Here is a 19427-nt window from a genome sequence, read left to right as displayed (position 1 = left end):
CCGGGTCTACACACGGCTCCGGAAATGCGTCTCCGTCCCCAGTTCGTTCGAGCTGTTCACCACTTTCGCCACTATATCGTTCACTGTCTGACATGAGCCTCATGTTACCGTCAGACATACTTAAAAATACTTACCAGTTCAGCTTGGTACCCGTCTGGGCTTCGATTGTCGCTATCAAGTGTGTTATCGAGTTCAAGTGATTTGAAGGTGGAACCTGGCTGAGATTCTGTTCAGACTCGCAGCGAGAATCATCGAAACGGTAGCATCAGTCGTTTCTACGTTTTTCCCATCACCTTCCGCATTCAACGGAAGGTAGGATTGCTCCAACGAGAAGTCACAGTGGATCTGCGAACTGGCCCTTGGGCCTCTCAACTCGAAGCCTGTTAGATTATAGGTGTAGAGTATAGCTATACTCAATAGTTTGGAAGAATAGATGTATCATATTCATTACTCATGTGGGTAGAATATACCTAGATGGAATGACGTGAAAGACTCAAAACCGACATTCGATGCCAAATCATTGTTTTCATTGTCACACAATTCAAATAATCAAACAACCTCGAGGTACGCGTCTATCGAGGCGCTGGCGGACGACTCGCAGCTTCGGAAAATGGAGCCGATGTATTCACTCGTCAATACAGTTATATCTATATACACTAAATTCAGTATATCGTGAATTTAGAAAACCAAAAGCAAACGGCTGAGAGGGACCCCGCGGAAACACCACGAAGTGGGGTCCTTGGTGCGTGGGACCGACTCGTTGGCCCGGGTGCGACCACGGCCGAACAGTCTCTTGTGCTGTCGTATGGACTCTTGTTCACCGTGGGTGTTCTCGGATACGCGAATCTTCGGTCGCTGGGGTGGACACCGCTCCAACAAGTACTCGTCGCGTTTCTCGCGCTCGATATCGCTGGCGGCATCGTCGCCAACACAACCGCTAGCGGTACGCGATGGTGGCACCGCCCCGGACAGCGACCCCACGACCATTTCGGATTCGTGGCACTTCACCTGTACCCGTTTGCGCTCGCGTTGCTCTTCGAGTCGGCTTCGTGGACTGAGGCCACACTCGTTTACGGCTACCTGCTCGTGGGTTCGGCGTTCGTTCTTCTGAGTCCCCGCTCTCTCCGCCGTCCCATCGCGATGCTGAGTACGTCCCTCGGAATCCTCGTCGCGGTAACTGTCGTCTCTCTCGGACCCGGACTGGAGTGGTTCGTCCCGTTTCTGTACATCAAACTGCTGGGTGGACACCTCGCATCCGAGTAATCGGACGCGTCTCATCTGACGACGAACGATGCACGGAGGCAGTGTTATGCTTCGTCGGCACCCACGTTGCGGGCCGCTACCTCTTCGAGTACATCGAGGAATTCCTCTTTCGAGGCGTTGGTGAAGAACAAGAGCGCTTTTTCGGCTTGGTCGTAGAAGTCTTCGAGGGCGTCGATTCGCTCCCGGGCCTGCACCGTCTGTTCGGTTTTCGGCGCGTCGTCGAGGGTCGTGTGTACTGTTTCGAGCGCGCGCGTCATGATTCGAATCTCGCGACGCCCCTGCTGTTCGAGAAACTCTTGCAGGACGGTCCAGAAGTCCGGTTCTGCCTCGAAGTAGACTCGCCGCCCTTCCCCCGGCCCGGATTGTCGTCGGACGAGATGATACGGTTCGAGTGTCGACATGGCGTTGCTCACCGTGGATTTCGCATAGCCGGACTCCTCGACCAGTTCGTCGAGGGACAGTGGCTCTCCGACGAAGTAGAGTAGCCCGTAGATATGGCCGTAGCTCCGGTTGATTCCGTACATCTCGGCCGTTCGGGCCATCGCCTCGGCGACTTCTGCCTTGGCGTCTTCGTACGCACCTTCGGTCATCGTTCACCAGTAGGGGTGAAACAGTAATATGGTATCGACACGAGATTCACTATGTGGTGAATATGGAAAATAATCCGGAAAACATCGCTCACCAGCCGTGTCTTTGGGGCGGGTGTCTCGTGTGACTCGCGTTCTGGTAGCAGGGGCGACAGGGTACCTCGGCCGTCACGCTGTCGTAGAATTCAGTCGACGCGGCTACTCCGTCCGGGCGCTCTCTCGGCCAGAGTCTACCGAAAAGCTCTCCCACACGGGACAATTCCGTGAGCCGCCGGTTTGCGAAAGCGTTGACGACCTCTTCGTCGGGACGGTAACCGACCCACAGACGCTGACGGGTCTGTGTGACGGTATCGACATCGTGTTCTCTTCGCTCGGCGTGACTCGTCAGCAAGCGAGTCCGTGGGCGGTCGATTACGAAGCGAACCGAACGATTCTCGACCTCGCAATCGAGTCGGATGTCGAACAGTTCGTCTTCGTCTCCGTGTACATGCCGTCCCTCTGGGGAAAACTCATCGAACCGCGTGAGCGATTCGTCGAGAAGCTACACGCTTCCGAGATAGAACACACCGTCGTCCGGCCGACCGGATACTATTCCGACATGACTGAATTTTTCGAGATGGCTCGCAGAGGGCGTGTCTTCCTCGTCGGCGACGGAAACGCACGAATCAATCCGGTTCACGGGGCCGACTTGGCCAAGGCGTGTGTCGATGCGATTGATGACGCCCGGACCGAATTCGCCGTCGGTGGGCCTGAAGTCTTCACCTACAACGAGATTGCCAACCTTGCGTTTCGTACTCTCGACGAGTCGGCTTCGGTGACGTACCTCCCGAAATGGTTCGTCGATGGCCTTCTCACCATCCTTCGGCCGTTCGATAACCGCACTGCCGCGTTCGCCGAAGCCGTTTCGGACATCCTCACGACGGATGTCGTCGCGCCGAAGGCTGGAACGCACTCGTTGTCCGAGCTGTACTCCGAACTTGCTCAGAGAACTGGTAGTCGGTAGGTGGCTCAGTCGGATTCGACGACAGTGAGCTTGACCTGATGAACGCCTTTCAGCGGCCGAATGCGTGAGAGGAGTTCCTCGATTCGTTCCCCCGATCCATCGATTGCGAGTGACTCTAGACAGAGGTGGTCGCTGAGGTGGATGTGCTGAACTGCGATAATCGTCTCAGTAAACTCGTGCTGCAACGAGGTCATCTCGCTGCCGACGTCGCTGTGGTCGTGTTCGTAGAGTACGACGACTGTCCCGCGTAACGTCCCGTTCAAATCGCGCTGTTCCTGCACTTCGGTCACAAACGCTCGAAGCGCATCACGTGTCGCCTCTGAGCGACTCGCATACCCGCCGATATCGACGACATCGTCGACCGCAGCGAGGAGAGACGAGTCTAAAGTCACGCTCATTCGTTCGAGTTCATCGCTCATATCTTCGCTATCGGTAGTTCCACGTTATTTACCCAGCGCACTCGGTTCGACTCCCAGTACAACGTACGTGGTTCTCCCCGAGTATTACGATTCGCATCAAAAGTATTATTCTCGGGCTGTGGTACTACCGTGATGCTATGCACACACCGGATGGGTTCTTACACCCGTGGATGGCCACGGCATTTCTCGTCGTAAGTACCTCTGTACTTGCTTTTGCCGCCAGTCGTGCCCGAACATCGCTTTCACCGTATCGTATCCAACTCTTCGGCATCGTCGCTGCCTCTGTCTTCGCCGCACAGATGCTCAACTGGCCGATTCCGGGTGGGACGAGCGCCCACTTCGTCGGTGGCGCGTTCGCCGCAATCGTTCTCGGCCCACACCTCGGTGCGCTTGCCGTCGCGCTCGCGGTTACTGTGCAAGCGCTCGTCTTTGGTGATGGTGGGGCACTCGCACTCGGCGCGAACGTCTGGAACATGGCCATCGTCGAGGCGTACGTCGGCTATGCGGTCTACACGACGCTCGCCAACCGGAACGAAGTTCTCGCGACTGTGGCCGGTGGTTGGGTCGGTATCACCGCCGCCGCAGCGTCTGCGGGACTCCAACTCGCCGTCTCACCAGCCTTCAGTGGAAGTGCGCTTAGCGTACTCATCGTGATGACTGTCGGCCACTTCGCGCTTGGTATCGGCGAAGGCGTTCTCACGCTCGTCGGGACCCGGCTGCTCTCCCGTGCCGGCGCTGCGCAGCCCTCCCACTCGTCTGAGGGTGTCGGCGCATGAGTGCTGGAAACGCTGCTCGCGATGGGTGGCAACAGCGGTCACTTATCGGTCTCGGTTCGCTCGTCGTCCTCGCGCCGGTGTTCGGGTGGGCGGCGTCCCAGACTGGATACGCCGAACCGATGGACAACGCGGCCGAACTAGCAGGTGCTGCATCGCAGGCGGTGCCGACCAGCGTGAGTCTGCTCCCCGGTTACACACTTCCCGGACTCGGGCCCCATGTTGGTACGTTCGCCGCTGCGTTGCTCGGGACACTCTTGACGCTTCTCCTCGCGCTCGCATTCGGTCGTACGTTAGCGCGTCTGTCGTAAGCGACACTCTGTTTTTAGCGTCCGACTGATTCGATGTGACTCTTCCGCAGTTAATGTTTTTCGACAATCAGGACCATCATCTTTATTACTTGAGACTTTGTTTTATGTACTTAGTAAATGTGTGAATCGAAAGATGCTGGTGTCGTTCCTCCTTTCGAGTCGACTCTGCTGAGTACTCTCCGGAAGAGAAGAAACCGCTGTCTCGCCGAAGTAGTCCGCCAACCAACTCATTCGTGAGACAATGATTCGACTGCTCAAACTCAAACAACGGATTGGTCGCGTCCGAAACCGACTCGGTCCGCTCTTTCCCATCCTCCTCACCGCTTTGATAGTCGCGCTCCTCCTTTGGGGCACGAGTCATATCCTTGGTCTCTTTGACGTCGTTCCCGCGGTCACTATCACCGGGCTCTTCAGCGGGAAGGCACTCTGGGTCCTCGGTCCTCGGTACATCGTGTTCATCGTCTCGTTCGTCTTCGGTGTCCTCCTCGGAACGTGGTACTTCGCGTACCGTCCGAACCGAGAGACTGTCCACGAGCACTGGGCGCGCGTTCCGACGTGGGTTCAGGCGACGACACTCGGGCTTGGTGGTGCTATTCTCGTGGCACTTTGTCTGCTCGTCGTCCGTATCTACTGGACTCTCACTGACCTCACCGTCTTGGCCGCGTTCCTCCTCTCGTGGCCGCTCGTGACCGGTGCTGTTATTCTCTCGACCCGCAGCATCGAGGACGATTGCCCTCGGTCCACCTCGATTAAAATCGGGTATATGCACGCGAGAGGCTTAGAAAGTCGGACGATGGCGATTGTCGTCGGCTCGCTGTTTGCGGTCGTTGGTGGGTTCGTGACGTGGGCTGTCACCATCCGCACTACTGACTGGGATGCTGCACTCTTGGCAACGGCCGTTGCGGTCGTCCTGTGGGCACTCGTCACCCTGGTCGTCTACAACCGCTACGAGGCGCTAACGTCTGAAATGGATGGTCTGACTATCATCAATGTCAACCGCCCCGACACGCGAACAGCGTGGGAGCTGGCGATTAAGAACGAGTCGAACACGACTATCGACCTCTCGTTCGCCAGAATCCGCGATACGAAGTTCGACCTGTACCAGTTCGGTGTCGACACGGACCTCGGGCCCGGTGCAATCTGTACGTTCAACGCCCCAGAAGAGTTCCAGTTAGCACCGAACGACGATTCGTGGGAACTCCCGCTCGGATACACGCTCAAGCAAGGGTCGCAGACACCGGTCATCTTGACGCAGACTGGAGAGATATATGCGCTGCAACGAGACGGCCTCGAGGCCGAGGGAGAACCGCAGACATACGCCGACACGAGTGATTCGGGCGTGGCCGAGACGAGCCAGAACACGAGTTCGTCGGGACAGTCTCGCGGAACGACCCCCTCTACGCAGGATTAACCGACTGCAGTCGGTTTTCGCACTTGTCGCGAGCGGTTCGACCGCACACCCCCGTTTGCGACAAGAGGTACGAAAGAACTGATTTCCTACCAACAGATACGTAAACTAACAACTCGTGATGGCACTTAGCAATGAAACGCGCCACCGGGCGCGGGAGTTCGACAGACCGGGACACTAACAGCGACGCGTAACCATGACTCGAGAATCTTCACATCTCACGCTCGAACCGACTTGTCGCAACGTCGGCACGCTCTCCGATACAGAGTCGCTTGACGCGGTACCCGCCACTGGTACGGCGCTCACGTCGACACGTGACCTCACGCAGCGACTCAGTTCGATTACGACGCTCGACGCGTCACGTCTCGGCGGGTCGTTCGCCCAACGAATTATCCACAAACGGGGCGTTGCTTCCCTCGTCTACCGTTCGCTGCAGCGCGTCGTCCAGCAACAGACGCCGGAACGTGAGGGTCTCACGGACGACGTTTACGATATCTCGTATCCTTCTCTCGAAGGGACCCACCCGAATTTCGATTCTGAACCACCCGAATTGGTGTTTTCCGACAGTACCTCCTCTCGACGTGATGGCGCTCGACAAACGACGCGAGTCAATCCCGCTGCACCCCGACGAACGATACGAACCAACCTCGCTGGACCTTCTTTCAGTCGGGAACTGAACGCCTCACGGCCCCAAACGAGCGTTGTCTCGGGGAAGTCTGACTCAGACGGAATACAGGAAATTTCGGCCTCTGGCGTACGGGACGTTTCAGCCACTGGAGCACAGAATGTTTTGACTACAGGGGTGGATGTTCAGACCCGTGGTCAGAGCCACGCTGACCCCACCGCAACTGCTGTTTCGAGACACTCCAACGACGGTCCGAAAGAACGCACCCGAACACTTCGGACTGCTTCTTCCCCGCAAACGACGCGTGTCGGCGACACCGACTCTGTTGCGGGTCGCCAACCGAATGCGTCACAACCGGGGACACAAATCGACTCACGACCGGAGACGAGCACCGCCTCACGACCGGTTCAGACGACTGGAGCGGTGGATACTCAACGCCCCGAATCTCGGCACTGGACTGACAGGACAGACGACGATTCGACGACAACTGCGCCGACAGTCGATGATACCATCGAGACTCGTGAGACCCATCCGACTACTCCACCGAGTGTTGCCTCGGAACGCTCAAACAACGAGCAGGTGAGCGCCCGTGTAGCACGCAACCAGCCACGGATGGGCCGTCCTGAGAGCTCTCTTCGGGCGACGCGTCAGCAATTCCGCCGTATAACTCGGCGCGCGGCGGGCACGCAAACTATCCTTGCGAACCGAGAATTGACCACACCCATTGCGAACCGAGAATTGACCACACCCATTGCGAACCGAGAATTGACCACACCCGGCAAGCGAAAACAGACCGCACCTGGTAATCAAGAATCGACCGCAGTTGGTGACCACGAACCTTCTGCGGCGGGTAGACGGACCGCATTCTCTGAGAGGACCACCCCAGAGTCTCCCATTCCCGACACGTACGCTGGCGTCAATAGAGGCAGTCGTCGGAAAGCTACGCTGCGAGAGCCAGTCGATACATCTGACTCACTTTCTGGACGCCATTCGGGGCGTTCTACACTGTCTCCGTCCGAAAGCGACGACAGCGAACCTATCCAGCCGACGGGGGACAGAAGACAACACCTCGTGGATAGAGCCCACGACCCCGGGAACCTGCAGGCGTCGACATCTGATTCGTTCGAGACTGGACAGGGTCGAGCTCCCCGATTCGATTCGCCCGAACCGACGGCCAACCGTGCGACTCTCGGCGACAGACTGAGACACCGCTCGACAGGCCAGTTTCCGAACCGGGTGCAACCATCTCCACGGGTGCCTTCCTCGACTACTTCGACCTGGGTACAGGACTCTTCGGTACCATCGTCGGGCACGACAGATGGACGACCCAGCGCCCAGTCACTCTCACGCGCGTCAACGTCACAGGCTGGTGCACTGCCAGAATCGAGTGCTTCGCTCCGCGTGACCGCATCGACAATTCCGGGACCGGACGTTGTCCCTCTGGTGAACGGCGTGGAACCGGTCCTGCCTTCGGGGTACGAGGTGTCTCGGCGCTCGACTGATTCTACCCGGGCACTCTCACGCAACGACCCGAAGCAGTCTTCTGCGGATTTGTCGACGACCACGGCCGGTTCATCTCGACCGGTCTGGACCTCGCACGACACCCCATCGCTTCACCCATCCGTGGGGATTGCACAGATACCAGTTCTCGGTCGTTCGGGCCGTCGGAAGGCGGGAACGAAACGGGTGTTTGAGGCTCAGCACTCTCCCCACGGGTCCACGACGACGCGGATGCGCGTTGCCCACTCCGGGAAGACGACGACAACCGCAGGTACTTCACCCACTACAGTTCGTGGCCCATCTGCTGTCGAGTCCGCTTCGATTAATGCACCCACTGCAGGTGCTGCTAACGTCGACCATCCTGCGTCGCCGTCGTCCTCGACGTCGACGTCCACGTCACCCGCAGAAACCCCCACCGTCGCGGCCGAGTCGGAAGCCACTCGCTCGGTTTCCGAGGATTCGGCCGCGAGGGCTTCCACTTCATCTCGTAGTTTGCCTCCCAGTGCATCGGAGTCAACGTGGCAGCCACCGGCTCGGAGACCGACACACGGGGGAAGACGCACGCTCGTCAGGGCTTCTGATAATAATTCGCAGTTGGGCGCGGCCGGTTACGACCGGCATCGCTCACAGGTCGCTGACTCGAATACTCACGAGCGGAACTCGGTGGGTGCACCGGATACTCAGACGAGTACAGTCGTCCAGAGAACGGCACTTCCAGACCGCCCGGAGGCCCCTCCAGACCACCCGGTGACCACCCCAGACCGCCCGGCGACCACCCCAGACCACTCGCCGTTCGTCGAATCTGGGAGCAACTCGAATTCGACTTCCTCAGCGACGACTCACTCCGAAGCAGACAGAACTGACAGGCCGCAGTCGGACCTCTCGGGAGACGTTATCGAGACGAGTCCGACTGGTGTGACTCCGAGCAACGAGCGAAATCCGAGTGCACCAAGCACGGTAGCGTATTTGACAACACACCGTCTGTCAGCACCGATTGTGGATTCGGATATCCAGAATAGGGGTCGACAGCCCGCTACTACCCGTGAGGGGAGAGGACGTTCAGACACTACCGCGACTAGCCACGACGACGCGGGTGAACGGCTGCAAGGAATGCAGTCGGCTGTGCAACGAATGCGTCGTTGGACAGCCACAGTACCGACCACGGCGGGGGCGGATTCTCCGAGACGAAGGACTGTCGATACGAGTCTGTCTCGTTCCGAAACTACGGGTCTGCGTTCCGAAACGCACGCTAGCCCTGGTTCTTCCCTCTCACTTGCTCGTTTAGACAGCCAAAGCGTGGCCCCGCCTCTGTCTTCGTCCTGGTCACCCACCACCACCTCCTCCTCCCCATCTCCATCGCCGTCCTCGTCTTCCCCTTCCTCTCTGTCCTCGTCCTCGTCTTCTCCTTCCTCTCTGTCCCCGTCCTCGTCTTCGCCCTCTCCGTCCTCATCTTCGATACAACCATTACACGCCAACGCAGGGGATTCCCGTCTCGCTACACGTCACACATCTGCGGTCGGCGGTCTCCACGTGCGACGAGGGCGCGAAATGGGCCGAGAAGGTGAACGGACCGAGACGAACAAAACGGCTGATAGCGTGCCCGCGGCGTCACCGACCAAACAGGGTCAGGTCCAACCTCCTGAGACCGGGAACTCGATTCTGGAACGCCAGCGTCAACCGTCCCCGGCCGTTCGTAACCCACCGGGAGCACAATCGTCGGTGTCGGCGAATGCGCCGACTACTGTCCTCCCGGCGGTCGAATCCGGACTTCGCGGTTCGAGCACGTCGAGGTCGGTGACTCAAGCCAACAGCAGCGTCGAAGCGTCCCACAGAAGCAGTTCAGTTTCGAGTCAGTCGCAGACTGAATCCCCGTTGGACCGTAGTCAGCGCAGACACCGACGCGGGACATCGACCGCCCGGTCTCAGACACCACCTCAGCCTGAAGTACCGGAAACGCTGTCGACGATAGGGATTCGGACGCTCGATAGAATAGCGTCTCTCTCTCGTGTCCCGCGAAGCCAACAGCACTCGACCCACGGGACCGATGCAAGCACTTCTGTCGTTGCAGGCGCTCCTGTCGCTACAGGCGCTCCTGACACTCGGCCAGTTCACGGGCCCGAGACACAAACGCGAACGCTTGCAGTGGATGTCGAAGCACCCTCCACCGAACTCAGCAGCCGCGGCGAGCGCACTTCCGACCGAATCTACCGTCAGCAGCCGTCTGATTTCGCTCCGGAAGCCCGCGAACAGGATGTGGACCCGATGGGTCGTCAGAGGGGGAGCGAACCGACCGACTCTGAGGCCGATATTGACTGGGTGCAGTCCACCGCGCACACTCGTCAACAAGCGTCGACCGGCGGTCTTCCTCGACCAGAGTCTTCAATCCAACTCCCCCAACGGCGGTCTCCGAACCGACTCGACCACCAACACGCTTCGGACCTTTTCTCCGACTCTCTGTCTCCCAGTGGCTTCTCTCAACAGCAATCTCCCAGTGGCTTCTCCCAACAACAATCTTCCAACCTGCCTCCTCGACGACAAGCCGCCCTCCGTCTGCATCGACACCACTCTTCAGGCGATACCTCTCGACAGCAACCGCTCGGTCGGAACACAGTCACACAATTCGACGAAAGCCGTGCTGACCGTGGTCGCGGACGCTCGGACGTGCCGTCGAGCAGCGAACGTCCGTTGGATTCGTTCGCTTCGCACTCGCCTGCTTCGACTTCCGACTCCTTTGCACTCGCAGGTACCTCGTCGATTGCACGCGAGGCATTCGAGCGTAGTCGTCGATTCGGACAGATTCTGCGTCGAGAACGCTCGACTGACGGAAGAGCGCAGAACACATCGCGGAACCGACCGACCGGTTCGGTCGGTGACCCCGAAACGCCGTCGTCGGAGGTTGGGACTGAGATGTCGCAGCCGGATGTTCGACCCGACATCGCGACAGCATCGGTCCGGTCGCAGCGGCAGTCAGCCACCCGTCTTCGAGCCGATTCGACGAGAACGGACCCAGTGACAGCGGACTCGAAGGTTGCTGCGCCATCGCGGGTAGTTCGCAAGGTGGCTGAAAATCCTGTAAACGCACCTGCCAACGCTAATTCGAGTCCAGATGCACACTCCGTTGAGCAGTCGACTAACCGAAACGAGTACTTCTCTGATTCCCTTGGCTCCGATAGGAGCGAGAGGCTCCCACGAGTCAGCGAGACTCCCGGACGAGAGACGGCGCTCCAATCGGGTCACCGGGAGAGCGCTGAGAGAACGGGGCTGTCACCAAGTGCGAACACAAGTCTCCCCGCAGTCGGGGACCCGAATACACAGCATGTTGGTTCGACGACTCAATTCGACACCTCGCAGTCGGTGGAGGTAATGAACCCGGCCCAGATTGAGAGTGGTGGTACCGCTGGGCAGTCATCAGTTGTGAACGGAAGCCGCCGTTCGAGCAGTGGTTTCAACCACGCCACCCTCGGGAGTGCAGTCATACAGCGCCAGAAATCTGTCACGGCCAGTGTTCCGGTTATCGGGTCGTGGACAGACACGACGCCGTCCAGTGTGACAGCGGGAGGACAAACGTCCCAACCCACCTCACCGGAGCAAGCACGTGCCCAGAGTCGTGGACCACTTCAGGGGAGCATCGCGCGCGATTCTACGCTGCGTTCACCGACCCCCGGAGCACGTTCGAGTCCGGGAGATGCACGAGGGAAGCACGGTGGCAACGTCGTTGACGTATCCCGTGAAGCCAGTACGGGCTCACGTCGGGTTGTTCGCGGCCGGGAAATCTTAGAACCGGAATCGACCGCGACTGACAGCAAGAGTGCATCCCGAACTGGAAGACTGGACGCCCCCAAACCTGTGAGTGTAACTCGCTTTGCGAGTGGTGCGGAGACGCCAACGCCGAGTGAAACTCCACGGGCTACAGAGAGGGTGTCGTTCCCGACGACTGTGTCGTCGCCCCGAACCTCGGCTTCGAGATTCCGGTCCACACAGCGTCCCTCCTCGGACGGACGCTCTGCGGGCGAACCTTCTTTCGGGAACGTTCCCCGGACTGCGGCCGCAAAGTCGGCTGTTCAGGTACGGGATGATACCGGATTCGACACCCAACGGTCGGCCATCGGTGAGTCGGTATCCAGGTCGAGTGCATCCCATTCGGTCGAGAGTAGTGCCAAACCGGATGCGTTCCGTTCGGTCGAGAGCAGTACTCAGCCGGATGTGTTCCGTTCTGCCGAGAGCAGTACTCAACCGGATGCATTCCGTTCGGTCGAGAGCGGTACCCGGCAGAATGCTTTCCGGACAGTCGAGACTGAGAGCGGAGTTAGGGGAATCCAGACATCCGTGGGTACTTCTTCTCTCGAGCGGGTGTTCGCACGGGACAGCAAAACCCGAGCCACCGTCGAGGACACGACCAGTACGGCGGGTACTCCTGAGAGCAATTCAGTGACGAATTCGGGTGTGAACCCATCCGTCAGTGCCAACGGCTCTGATTCTGGGCGATTCGATTCGCCGGCCGACGGGGAGGAACACTCGGCGCGTCACACACCATTTGTCGAAAGAATCAAATATAAGAATAATAACATTAAATATGACAACACTGGGAACGGACAGAGCGAGGAATCCGGTGGGGTCAAGCGGATGAATATGCTGGAGCCACAGACTGAGCCGTCACTCGTGTATCGACAGGAACGTCCACCCGCAACCGACGACAACGCAGCAACTGGTCCCCGAGGTTCTGCCCAGACTGGTGCGTTAGCGAACCACCAGTCAGGGGTGGGGCGTCACCAGCCCTCCCACACGGCGCATCTCTCGACCCGTCGTGGCGGAGTCACCAGTGGGTCGGGTCCGAATCAAGGGTCCCGCGGTCCTGGTCCGGACCAAGCCGGTGCCCAGCAACAGACCGCCGCGTCTCGAACCACCGATTCCATCCGCGGTTCGCCGTTCGAAACCAGTCGTCAGCGGAGTTCCGATATCACCTCCGGTCCCTCGCTCACCGGGAACCGCGAACACGCCGCAGAAAGCGAACAGTCGCAACGTGGCCAGAGCCGAATCGACGACCTGGACATCCAGTTAGGTGAACAGTCGATGCAACTCAATGCCGACGTTGACCGGCTGGTCGACGTGCTGTACCGCAAACTCGAACGCAAACACCGGATGGAACGACAACGGAGAGGATTCTAAATGAGCGCCTCAGGAAAACTCGAGAAAGCACAGATTATCATCCTGAATGGGAACCACGAGAATACGACTATCGATTGCAAGTTCAACCCGAACTCCTACACGCTCGAAAAGAGCGTCAACTACGGGGAGCTAAAGGCGACCGGTTCGGGTGCATCTGTCCAGCAGTTCGTCGACGGGAACGCCGAACGACTGTCGATGGAACTGTTCTTCGATACGACCGACGAAGTCGAAAGCGCCAGCTCCGTCGACCAAGTCGACGTTCGAGAACAGTACACGAAGTACATCGACCTCTTGCTCTCTGTGGACGGCGAACTCCACGCACCGCCGGTCTGTCGTTTCGTTTGGGGGAAAGGTATCGACTTCACCGCGCTCGTCCACAGCGCGAACAAGCAATTTACGAAGTTTCTCCCCAGTGGTGTGCCGGTCCGTGCTCGCGTGTCTATCGTCTTCCAAGAGTTCAAAACGGCGGATTACCACAAATCCGAGGTCTCCCCTGAGTCGACCGACAAGACGAAAGTGTGGACGGTAAACGAAGGCGACACACTCTGGCTTATCGCCTCCGAGGAGTACAGCGACCCGGCGCATTGGCGAACAATCGCCGAACACAACAACCTCGATAATCCCCGCGATATCCGTGCAGGGCAGAAACTCGAACTCCCGCCGCTGTAATCATGGCCCCGCCTATCAACAACCACCCGGCCTATTCGCCACGGTTCAAGGTACAAGTCGGGAGCAAGAAGTTCCAAGAACCGGGCGGACGTATCGCGGACCTCGTCGTCGAAACCACCTTCGACGGTGCTGACCGGTTTTCGTTCACGCTGAACTACCCGTTCGACGAGGAGCGGGACCAGTTCGCCGGACTCGACTGGGACCTGTTCAGCATCGGTACCGATGTCGAGATTGCGATGGGGTACGGTGACGACGGTCAGCTAACGGACCTCTTGACCGGAAAGATTCACTCCATCAACACGGAGTTCACGACCGACAGAGGCCCGTCAGTTCAGGTCTCTGGATACGGGCTTCTGTGGGAGATGATGCAAGGCACGAACTCGGATTCGTGGGAGAAAACCACGATTGGCGACGCCGTCAAGGATGTCCTGTCGTCGTACTCGTTTTCGACGACCAAAGTCAAGAGCGCGAACATCAAGCGCGACAAACTCATTCAGGACGACCGCAGCGACTACAAATTTGTCAGTCAACTCGCGTCGGCGTACGGGTTCGAGTTCTACGCGGAACGCGACACGGTGAAATTCATTCCGCGGTCGTCACAGCCGAACGATAAAAAGCCAGTCGCGGAGTTGTGGTACGGCGAAGGACTCCACGACTTCTTCGGTGAAATCACCGAGCAGCGGAAGACACACCAGGTGGAGGTCCGGTCGTGGGACATCCACAAAAAAGAGGAAATCACGGCGACTGCGGGCAGTCGAACCGCAAAACACAAAGAAGTATTCAGAATTCCAGCCATGTCACGCGACGAAGCCGAACACATAGCCAAGACGAAACTCGCGCAGTACTCAGACGGAATCGTTCGGGCTCACGGCGAGGCCGACGGCATCCCCGCACTCCGTGCAGGGGTTACGATACAACTCGAAGAACTCGGAAAGCGATTCTCGGGTACGTACCACGTCACGAACGCGACCCATCGGATGGGAACGAGTGGCTATCGGACGACCTTCGAGGCGACGGAGGTGGCCGGATGACTCACCCTGACCTGTTCGGGTCCGAGCAGTCGGGTGACGGCGGTATCCGCGGCGTCGCTGTCGGCATCGTCACAGACAATCAGGACCCGAAGGACCTCGGCCGAGTCAAGTTGCAGTTCCCGTGGCGGGATGCGGACGACGAGAGTTACTGGGCGCGCGTCGCGACGGAGATGGCGGGCAACGAGTACGGGACGTACTTCCTTCCGGAGGTCGAAGACGAGGTTCTCGTCGCGTTCGAAAACGGCGACATCCACAGGCCGTTCGTAATCGGGTCACTCTGGAACGGAAAGCAGAAACCACCCCAAAAAAACAGCGACGGGAAGAACAATACCCGTGAAGTCCGCTCGCGTAGCGACCACAAAATCGCGTTCGACGATTCCGACAAAGGGAGCATCACGATTCAGACGAGTGCCGGCAACGAAATCGTAATCGACGATTCGGGAGACTCCGAGACGATTGTCGTTCGTGACGAGAAAAACGACAACAGCCTCGCAATCGACTCCGGAAGCGGGTCGGTGAAGGTCGATGCGAAAAAAGAGATTGAACTGTCAGCGCAAAATATAAAGATAAACGGAAAGAAGAGCGTGAAGATAACCGGGAACAAGGGAATCAAGGTCGCAAGCAAGGGCCAGATGAAGCTCTCCAGTAAGGCGAAATTGGATATCAAAAGTAGCGGTCTCATGAGCGTCAATGCCACGGGGCCGCTCCAAATCAAGGGCGCACTCATCCAACTCAACTAACACCGTCGACCCAACTACCACATCGACCCACTCAACCAATGAAACCAGCAGCAAGACTCGGCGATTCGACCGCCCACGGAAAACCACTCAGCGGTGGTACAGGGAGTCCAAACGTCCTCATCGGTGGGAAACCGGCGTGGCGTGCTGGCGTCGATATGCACGTCTGCCCGCTCGTTACTGGAACCGTTCCCCACGTCGGCGGCGTCGTCGCCAAAGGCAGTACGAGCGTTCTCATAAACGGCATGCCCGCAGTCAGAATGGGTGACAAAGTCATCGAGAGCGGTCCGCCGAACACCATCCTCAGCGGCGATACGACCGTCCTCATCGGCTAATCGGACATGTCTGAAGACTTCCTCGGCAAAGGCTGGTCGTACCCGGTACGACCCGACCACCGTGGCAACATCGAACTCTCAGAGACCGACGACGACATCAGAGAGTCCATTCGCATCATCCTCGGGACGGCCAAAGGCGAACGCGTCATGCGCCCCGAGTTCGGGTGCGACATCCACGACCACGTGTACTCGTCCGCCACGCCCGCCACGTTGAATGTCATCGAGACGAGCGTCCGAGAGGCGCTCGTCCGGTGGGAACCCAGAATCGACATCGAAGATGTCGAAGCGTACACCGACGAGGCCGACCCGAACAAGATACTCATCAACATCGACTATCGGGTTCGAACCACGAACGCGCTCGCGAACATGGTCTATCCCTTCCACATCACGGAGGGTGATGGATGACGACGCCGCCGACAATCGACGACCGAGAAGAAGCGGAACTGTTCGCCGAACTGGTCGAGCGTGCAGACGTGTACACCGATGATTGGGACCCCCACACTCCCGACACCGGGCAGACGATTCTTCGAATCTTCTCGACGTTCGAAGCCGACGTTCGAAACCGCCTCAACAGCGTCCCACAGAAGCACCGAATCGCCTTTCTCGACGCGTTCGGTTTCGACCGCCGTCCGCCAAAGGCCGCGAGAGTTCCGCTCACGTTTCACGTCCCCAACGATCTCGACCGAAACGTGGTCATCCCCGGCGGAACGCAAGCGGTCACCAGAGCAGGTGACTCTACACAGCTATTCGAGATTCCACGCGACAAAGGCTTCGAGGCGACGGGTGCCTCGCTGACCGACGTGATTGCTGTCGACCCCGCGGCCGACGCCATCGTCGACCACTCCGAAGTCCTCGATTCGGACGAATCGGTCGAACTGTTCGTCGGTGACAACCTCCAGAAACACCATCTCTACGTCGCAAACGAGGATGCCCTGAACCTCAAGCCCGGGTCTACACTGTCGATTACAGCGCGACTCGACGTTGATTCTGAGACGTTCGCGGATGCGGTGGTTTGGGAGTACTACGGTGAAGACCAGTCCGGCGACGAGGGGTGGCACCCGCTCGTCCCACCGCGGACTGGTTCTGACGGACCCGCTCCCGAAAGCGGTATCGAAGCAGTGAAGCAGCAACTCCGGGGCCGAAACTCGTCTCACGGTGACGCTCCTGCTGGTATCCAGTCAGCGTCGACGGATTCGACGGGTCCCGGTGGGACGTACGAGGCAACGTTCGAGGTTCCGGGTACTATCGTCGAGCACTCGATTAACGGAGTCGAAAGCCGGTGGCTCCGCTGTCGCCTCACCGATGGCACGCGCGACGTGTTTTCTACGACGATTCGGGACTTGGCGGTCCACGTCGGGTCCACCGACGACGTGAACGGCCTAGAACCCGACCTTCTGTTGTCGAACGACGTTCCGCTTTCCAGTGACGACGGAGACATCAAGCCACTCGGCCAACTGCCACAGCCGCCAACGTCGTTTTACCTCGCGTGCGAAGAAGCGTTCACGAAGTCTGGCGGGACGATTACCCTCGAATTCCACCCGCCGGACGGAGACAGCGAGGTGGAAGGTGACGAATCGGCGGCCGCTGACGAGTCCGATTCAGCGACCTCTGCCACTGGGCGCGGTGCCGATATCGGGGTTATCGGCGGCGACCCTCGCCTCTCGTGGGAATACTGGAACGGCGACGGTTGGGCACAACTCGACTCCGTCGACGACGAAACGAACACGTTCCACGAGGCGGGTTCTGTCACGTTTGAAGTTCCCGGCGATATCGCTCCCACGACCGTCTCCGGCCACGAAAACGTCTGGGTTCGGGCGCGACTCGTCAGCGGGAACTACGGACAGCCTTCGATTTCCGTCCCCGAAAACGACGTCTTCGACGGCTTTCAGAGCAAGCCGAATCCGCCGGTGTTCGGTGATGTCTCGATTCACTACGAACACCACGGCCAAGCCTTCGATACGGTGTTCCGATACAACAACGCGTCTTACAGCGACGACCTGACTGAACGCGTGGAGGCGTACACGCCCTTCCAAGACCTCCCGGACGACGGCCAGACGGTGTATCTTGGATTCGACGACACCTTACACGATGGGCCGTTGACACTTTTCGCTCCCATCGACGACACGACGTATCCACAGTCGTTTGACCCCGCGATGGAGTGGGAGTACTGCACGAGTCCGTCGGAGTTTACGTGGGCTGAACTCGACGTTCGAGACCGAACTGGCGGCTTCACCGAACGCGGCATCGTCACGCTCACGTTCCCGGAGGAAACCACCGCGTTCGACCGCTTTGGTCGGACGAGACACTGGATTCGAATCCGAACGACGCAAGACGAGTTCGAGCGACCGGAACCTGCTCGTCAATCTGCTGGCCCTGCGACGGCACGGACTGTCGCCGACCAGTCGAGTCGAACGACGACGCCGCCGCTTCTCGAAGGATTGCATCTGAACACGCGGTGGGCGTACAACAAGCGGACAGTCGAAGACGAGATTCTAGGGTCCTCCGACGGCTCTCACGACCAGTCGTTCCGGTGTGCCCATGCTCCGATGATATCCGTCGACGTGTGGGTCGACGAGAGTTCAACGTTGTCCGCGGGTGAGCGACGGACGTTGCTCGGGGAGCGCCCCGAAGATGTCGAGCGAGTGTTCGACGACCGAGGGGACCTTTCGGAGTTCTGGGTCCGATGGGTGGGCGTCGACGACTTCCTCGACTCGGGACCGACGGACCGCCACTACGTCGCCAACAAGACCCTCGGGACCATCGAGTTCGGCAACGGGGAGAAGGGCGCAATTCCGCCGAACGGACAGGACAACGTCAGAGCGACGTACACGACCGGCGGCGGAAGCGACGGAAACGTCGACGCGGGGACGGTCTCTGACCTGAAGAGTTCGATTTCCCTCGTCGACGACGTTTCGAACCCTGAGTCGGGAGACGGTGGTGCCGATGTCGAGTCGTTGGACGCGCTCGTGTCGCGGTCCGCAAATCGAATCAAACACCGCGGCAAGGCCGTCACCCCGGCTGATTACGAACAGGTTGCGCTCTCCGAGTTCCGAGAGCTATCGACCGTCAAGTGCGAAACCACGTCTGACGGAGACGAGACGCAGGTGGTCGTGATAATCGTCCCCGAGACCGAACGCGACAAACCCGTCCCGTCGATGGCACTGAAACATCAGGTCAGAGACGTGCTGACCGACTGTGCCCCCGCCACTGTCGTCGAATCCGACGACATGGATATCGTCGTTCGCGGACCGGGGTACGCGGAGATATCCGTTCAGGCGACGGTCCGCGCCCCGAACGTCAAGAGCGTGTCGCTGTTGAAACAAACCATCCGTCGGGAACTCGACGAATACCTCCACCCGCTGACTGGGAAAGATGGTGTGGGGTGGTCGTTCGGTGAACTCCCCGACTCCGACGCTCTCGTTCGACGCCTCGACGGACTCGACGAGGTCGCAGAGACGGTCGAAGCGACGACCTACGTCGAGATAAACGGTGAGCGGCGCGCTCTCACTGGACGGACGGTAGACGACGTTCTTCCCCAGAACACCCTCGTCTGTAGTGGCCAACACGATCTGAGCATCACCATGGAGACGGAGTACTAAC

16 protein-coding genes are annotated in these 19427 nt (G+C 59.0%); 12 read left to right on the top strand and 4 right to left on the bottom strand.

What is annotated here, in order from left to right:
- Positions 1-672 precede the first annotated feature (672 nt).
- Positions 673-1263 carry a hypothetical protein gene (locus ACH9L7_RS18700; protein WP_396613713.1) on the top strand — a complete coding sequence of 197 codons (591 nt, stop codon included), beginning with the start codon at positions 673-675 and terminating at the stop codon, positions 1261-1263.
- Between the two features lie 44 nt (positions 1264-1307).
- Here ACH9L7_RS18700 and ACH9L7_RS18695 read toward each other — a convergent pair whose 3' ends face one another.
- A complete protein-coding gene (locus ACH9L7_RS18695; protein WP_396613712.1) occupies positions 1308-1853 on the bottom strand; it encodes a GbsR/MarR family transcriptional regulator in 546 nt (181 codons plus the stop codon).
- A 121-nt stretch (positions 1854-1974) separates the two neighbouring features.
- Between ACH9L7_RS18695 and ACH9L7_RS18690 the strand changes: the two genes are divergently transcribed.
- The gene (locus ACH9L7_RS18690) at positions 1975-2853 is read left to right on the top strand and encodes an SDR family oxidoreductase (RefSeq protein ID WP_396613711.1); all 879 of its coding nucleotides are present in this window, start codon (positions 1975-1977) and stop codon (positions 2851-2853) included.
- A 5-nt stretch (positions 2854-2858) separates the two neighbouring features.
- Here the strand turns inward: ACH9L7_RS18690 and nikR are convergent, their stop codons facing one another.
- Entirely contained in the window at positions 2859-3272 is a 414-nt protein-coding gene (gene nikR / locus ACH9L7_RS18685; RefSeq protein ID WP_396613710.1) for a nickel-responsive transcriptional regulator NikR, read from the bottom strand.
- A 137-nt stretch (positions 3273-3409) separates the two neighbouring features.
- On the opposite strand from nikR, the gene ACH9L7_RS18680 reads away from it, so the two are divergent.
- The 3 genes from ACH9L7_RS18680 to ACH9L7_RS18670 all read left to right on the top strand — a co-directional run bounded on the left by ACH9L7_RS18680 (position 3410) and on the right by ACH9L7_RS18670 (position 5767).
- On the top strand, positions 3410-4048 hold the full coding sequence (locus ACH9L7_RS18680; RefSeq protein WP_396613709.1) for an energy-coupling factor ABC transporter permease: 639 nt from the start codon (positions 3410-3412) through the stop codon (positions 4046-4048).
- Complete coding sequence (locus ACH9L7_RS18675) at positions 4045-4356, top strand: PDGLE domain-containing protein (RefSeq protein ID WP_396613708.1); 312 nt, start codon at positions 4045-4047, stop codon at positions 4354-4356. Before ACH9L7_RS18680 ends, ACH9L7_RS18675 begins: the two co-directional genes overlap by 4 nt.
- 241 nt (positions 4357-4597) lie before the next feature.
- Entirely contained in the window at positions 4598-5767 is a 1170-nt protein-coding gene (locus ACH9L7_RS18670) for a hypothetical protein (protein ID WP_396613707.1), read from the top strand.
- Positions 5768-8086: 2319 nt separating this feature from the next.
- Here the strand turns inward: ACH9L7_RS18670 and ACH9L7_RS18665 are convergent.
- Together ACH9L7_RS18665 and ACH9L7_RS18660 are read right to left on the bottom strand one after the other, a co-directional pair.
- Positions 8087-8368 carry a hypothetical protein gene (locus tag ACH9L7_RS18665; RefSeq protein WP_396613706.1) on the bottom strand — a complete coding sequence of 94 codons (282 nt, stop codon included), beginning with the start codon at positions 8366-8368 and terminating at the stop codon, positions 8087-8089.
- Positions 8369-9138: 770 nt separating this feature from the next.
- On the bottom strand, positions 9139-9354 hold the full coding sequence (locus tag ACH9L7_RS18660; RefSeq protein ID WP_396613705.1) for a hypothetical protein: 216 nt from the start codon (positions 9352-9354) through the stop codon (positions 9139-9141).
- A 3158-nt stretch (positions 9355-12512) separates the two neighbouring features.
- On the opposite strand from ACH9L7_RS18660, the gene ACH9L7_RS18655 reads away from it, so the two are divergent.
- From ACH9L7_RS18655 to ACH9L7_RS18625, 7 genes are read left to right on the top strand one after another with little or no spacing between them, the layout of a single operon-like run.
- Positions 12513-13055, top strand: coding sequence for a hypothetical protein (locus tag ACH9L7_RS18655; RefSeq protein ID WP_396613704.1), 543 nt, complete (start codon positions 12513-12515; stop codon positions 13053-13055).
- Positions 13056-13724, top strand: coding sequence for a LysM peptidoglycan-binding domain-containing protein (locus ACH9L7_RS18650; protein ID WP_396613703.1), 669 nt, complete (start codon positions 13056-13058; stop codon positions 13722-13724).
- Between the two features lie 2 nt (positions 13725-13726).
- The gene (locus ACH9L7_RS18645) at positions 13727-14755 is read left to right on the top strand and encodes a phage late control D family protein (protein WP_396613702.1); all 1029 of its coding nucleotides are present in this window, start codon (positions 13727-13729) and stop codon (positions 14753-14755) included.
- On the top strand, positions 14752-15495 hold the full coding sequence (locus ACH9L7_RS18640; protein WP_396613701.1) for a phage baseplate assembly protein V: 744 nt from the start codon (positions 14752-14754) through the stop codon (positions 15493-15495). The genes ACH9L7_RS18645 and ACH9L7_RS18640 overlap by 4 nt, the downstream gene beginning before the upstream one ends.
- A 38-nt stretch (positions 15496-15533) precedes the next feature.
- Positions 15534-15827: a PAAR domain-containing protein gene (locus ACH9L7_RS18635; RefSeq protein ID WP_396613700.1), complete on the top strand. Its 294-nt coding sequence runs from the start codon at positions 15534-15536 to the stop codon at positions 15825-15827.
- A gap of 6 nt (positions 15828-15833) precedes the next feature.
- Entirely contained in the window at positions 15834-16232 is a 399-nt protein-coding gene (locus ACH9L7_RS18630) for a GPW/gp25 family protein (protein WP_396613699.1), read from the top strand.
- Positions 16229-19426: a putative baseplate assembly protein gene (locus tag ACH9L7_RS18625; protein WP_396613698.1), complete on the top strand. Its 3198-nt coding sequence runs from the start codon at positions 16229-16231 to the stop codon at positions 19424-19426. Before ACH9L7_RS18630 ends, ACH9L7_RS18625 begins: the two co-directional genes overlap by 4 nt.
- Position 19427 lies beyond the last annotated feature (1 nt).

It is taken from the genome of Haloferax sp. S1W (assembly GCF_044593955.1).
GTDB lineage: Archaea > Halobacteriota > Halobacteria > Halobacteriales > Haloferacaceae > Haloferax.
This window is presented reverse-complemented; position numbering and strand designations above follow the sequence as displayed.

What these genes read in the sequence shown, in the direction of transcription:
- ACH9L7_RS18695 (WP_396613712.1), bottom strand. Translation starts at nt 1,853, where the DNA reads ATGACCGAAGGTGCGTACGAAGACGCCAAGGCAGAAGTCGCCGAGGCG.
- nikR (WP_396613710.1), bottom strand. Translation starts at nt 3,272, where the DNA reads ATGAGCGATGAACTCGAACGAATGAGCGTGACTTTAGACTCGTCTCTC.
- ACH9L7_RS18680 (WP_396613709.1), top strand. Translation starts at nt 3,410, where the DNA reads ATGCACACACCGGATGGGTTCTTACACCCGTGGATGGCCACGGCATTT.
- ACH9L7_RS18675 (WP_396613708.1), top strand. Translation starts at nt 4,045, where the DNA reads ATGAGTGCTGGAAACGCTGCTCGCGATGGGTGGCAACAGCGGTCACTT.
- ACH9L7_RS18670 (WP_396613707.1), top strand. Translation starts at nt 4,598, where the DNA reads ATGATTCGACTGCTCAAACTCAAACAACGGATTGGTCGCGTCCGAAAC.
- ACH9L7_RS18660 (WP_396613705.1), bottom strand. Translation starts at nt 9,354, where the DNA reads ATGGTTGTATCGAAGATGAGGACGGAGAGGGCGAAGACGAGGACGGGG.
- ACH9L7_RS18655 (WP_396613704.1), top strand. Translation starts at nt 12,513, where the DNA reads ATGAATATGCTGGAGCCACAGACTGAGCCGTCACTCGTGTATCGACAG.
- ACH9L7_RS18650 (WP_396613703.1), top strand. Translation starts at nt 13,056, where the DNA reads ATGAGCGCCTCAGGAAAACTCGAGAAAGCACAGATTATCATCCTGAAT.
- ACH9L7_RS18645 (WP_396613702.1), top strand. Translation starts at nt 13,727, where the DNA reads ATGGCCCCGCCTATCAACAACCACCCGGCCTATTCGCCACGGTTCAAG.
- ACH9L7_RS18640 (WP_396613701.1), top strand. Translation starts at nt 14,752, where the DNA reads ATGACTCACCCTGACCTGTTCGGGTCCGAGCAGTCGGGTGACGGCGGT.
- ACH9L7_RS18635 (WP_396613700.1), top strand. Translation starts at nt 15,534, where the DNA reads ATGAAACCAGCAGCAAGACTCGGCGATTCGACCGCCCACGGAAAACCA.
- ACH9L7_RS18630 (WP_396613699.1), top strand. Translation starts at nt 15,834, where the DNA reads ATGTCTGAAGACTTCCTCGGCAAAGGCTGGTCGTACCCGGTACGACCC.
- ACH9L7_RS18625 (WP_396613698.1), top strand. Translation starts at nt 16,229, where the DNA reads ATGACGACGCCGCCGACAATCGACGACCGAGAAGAAGCGGAACTGTTC.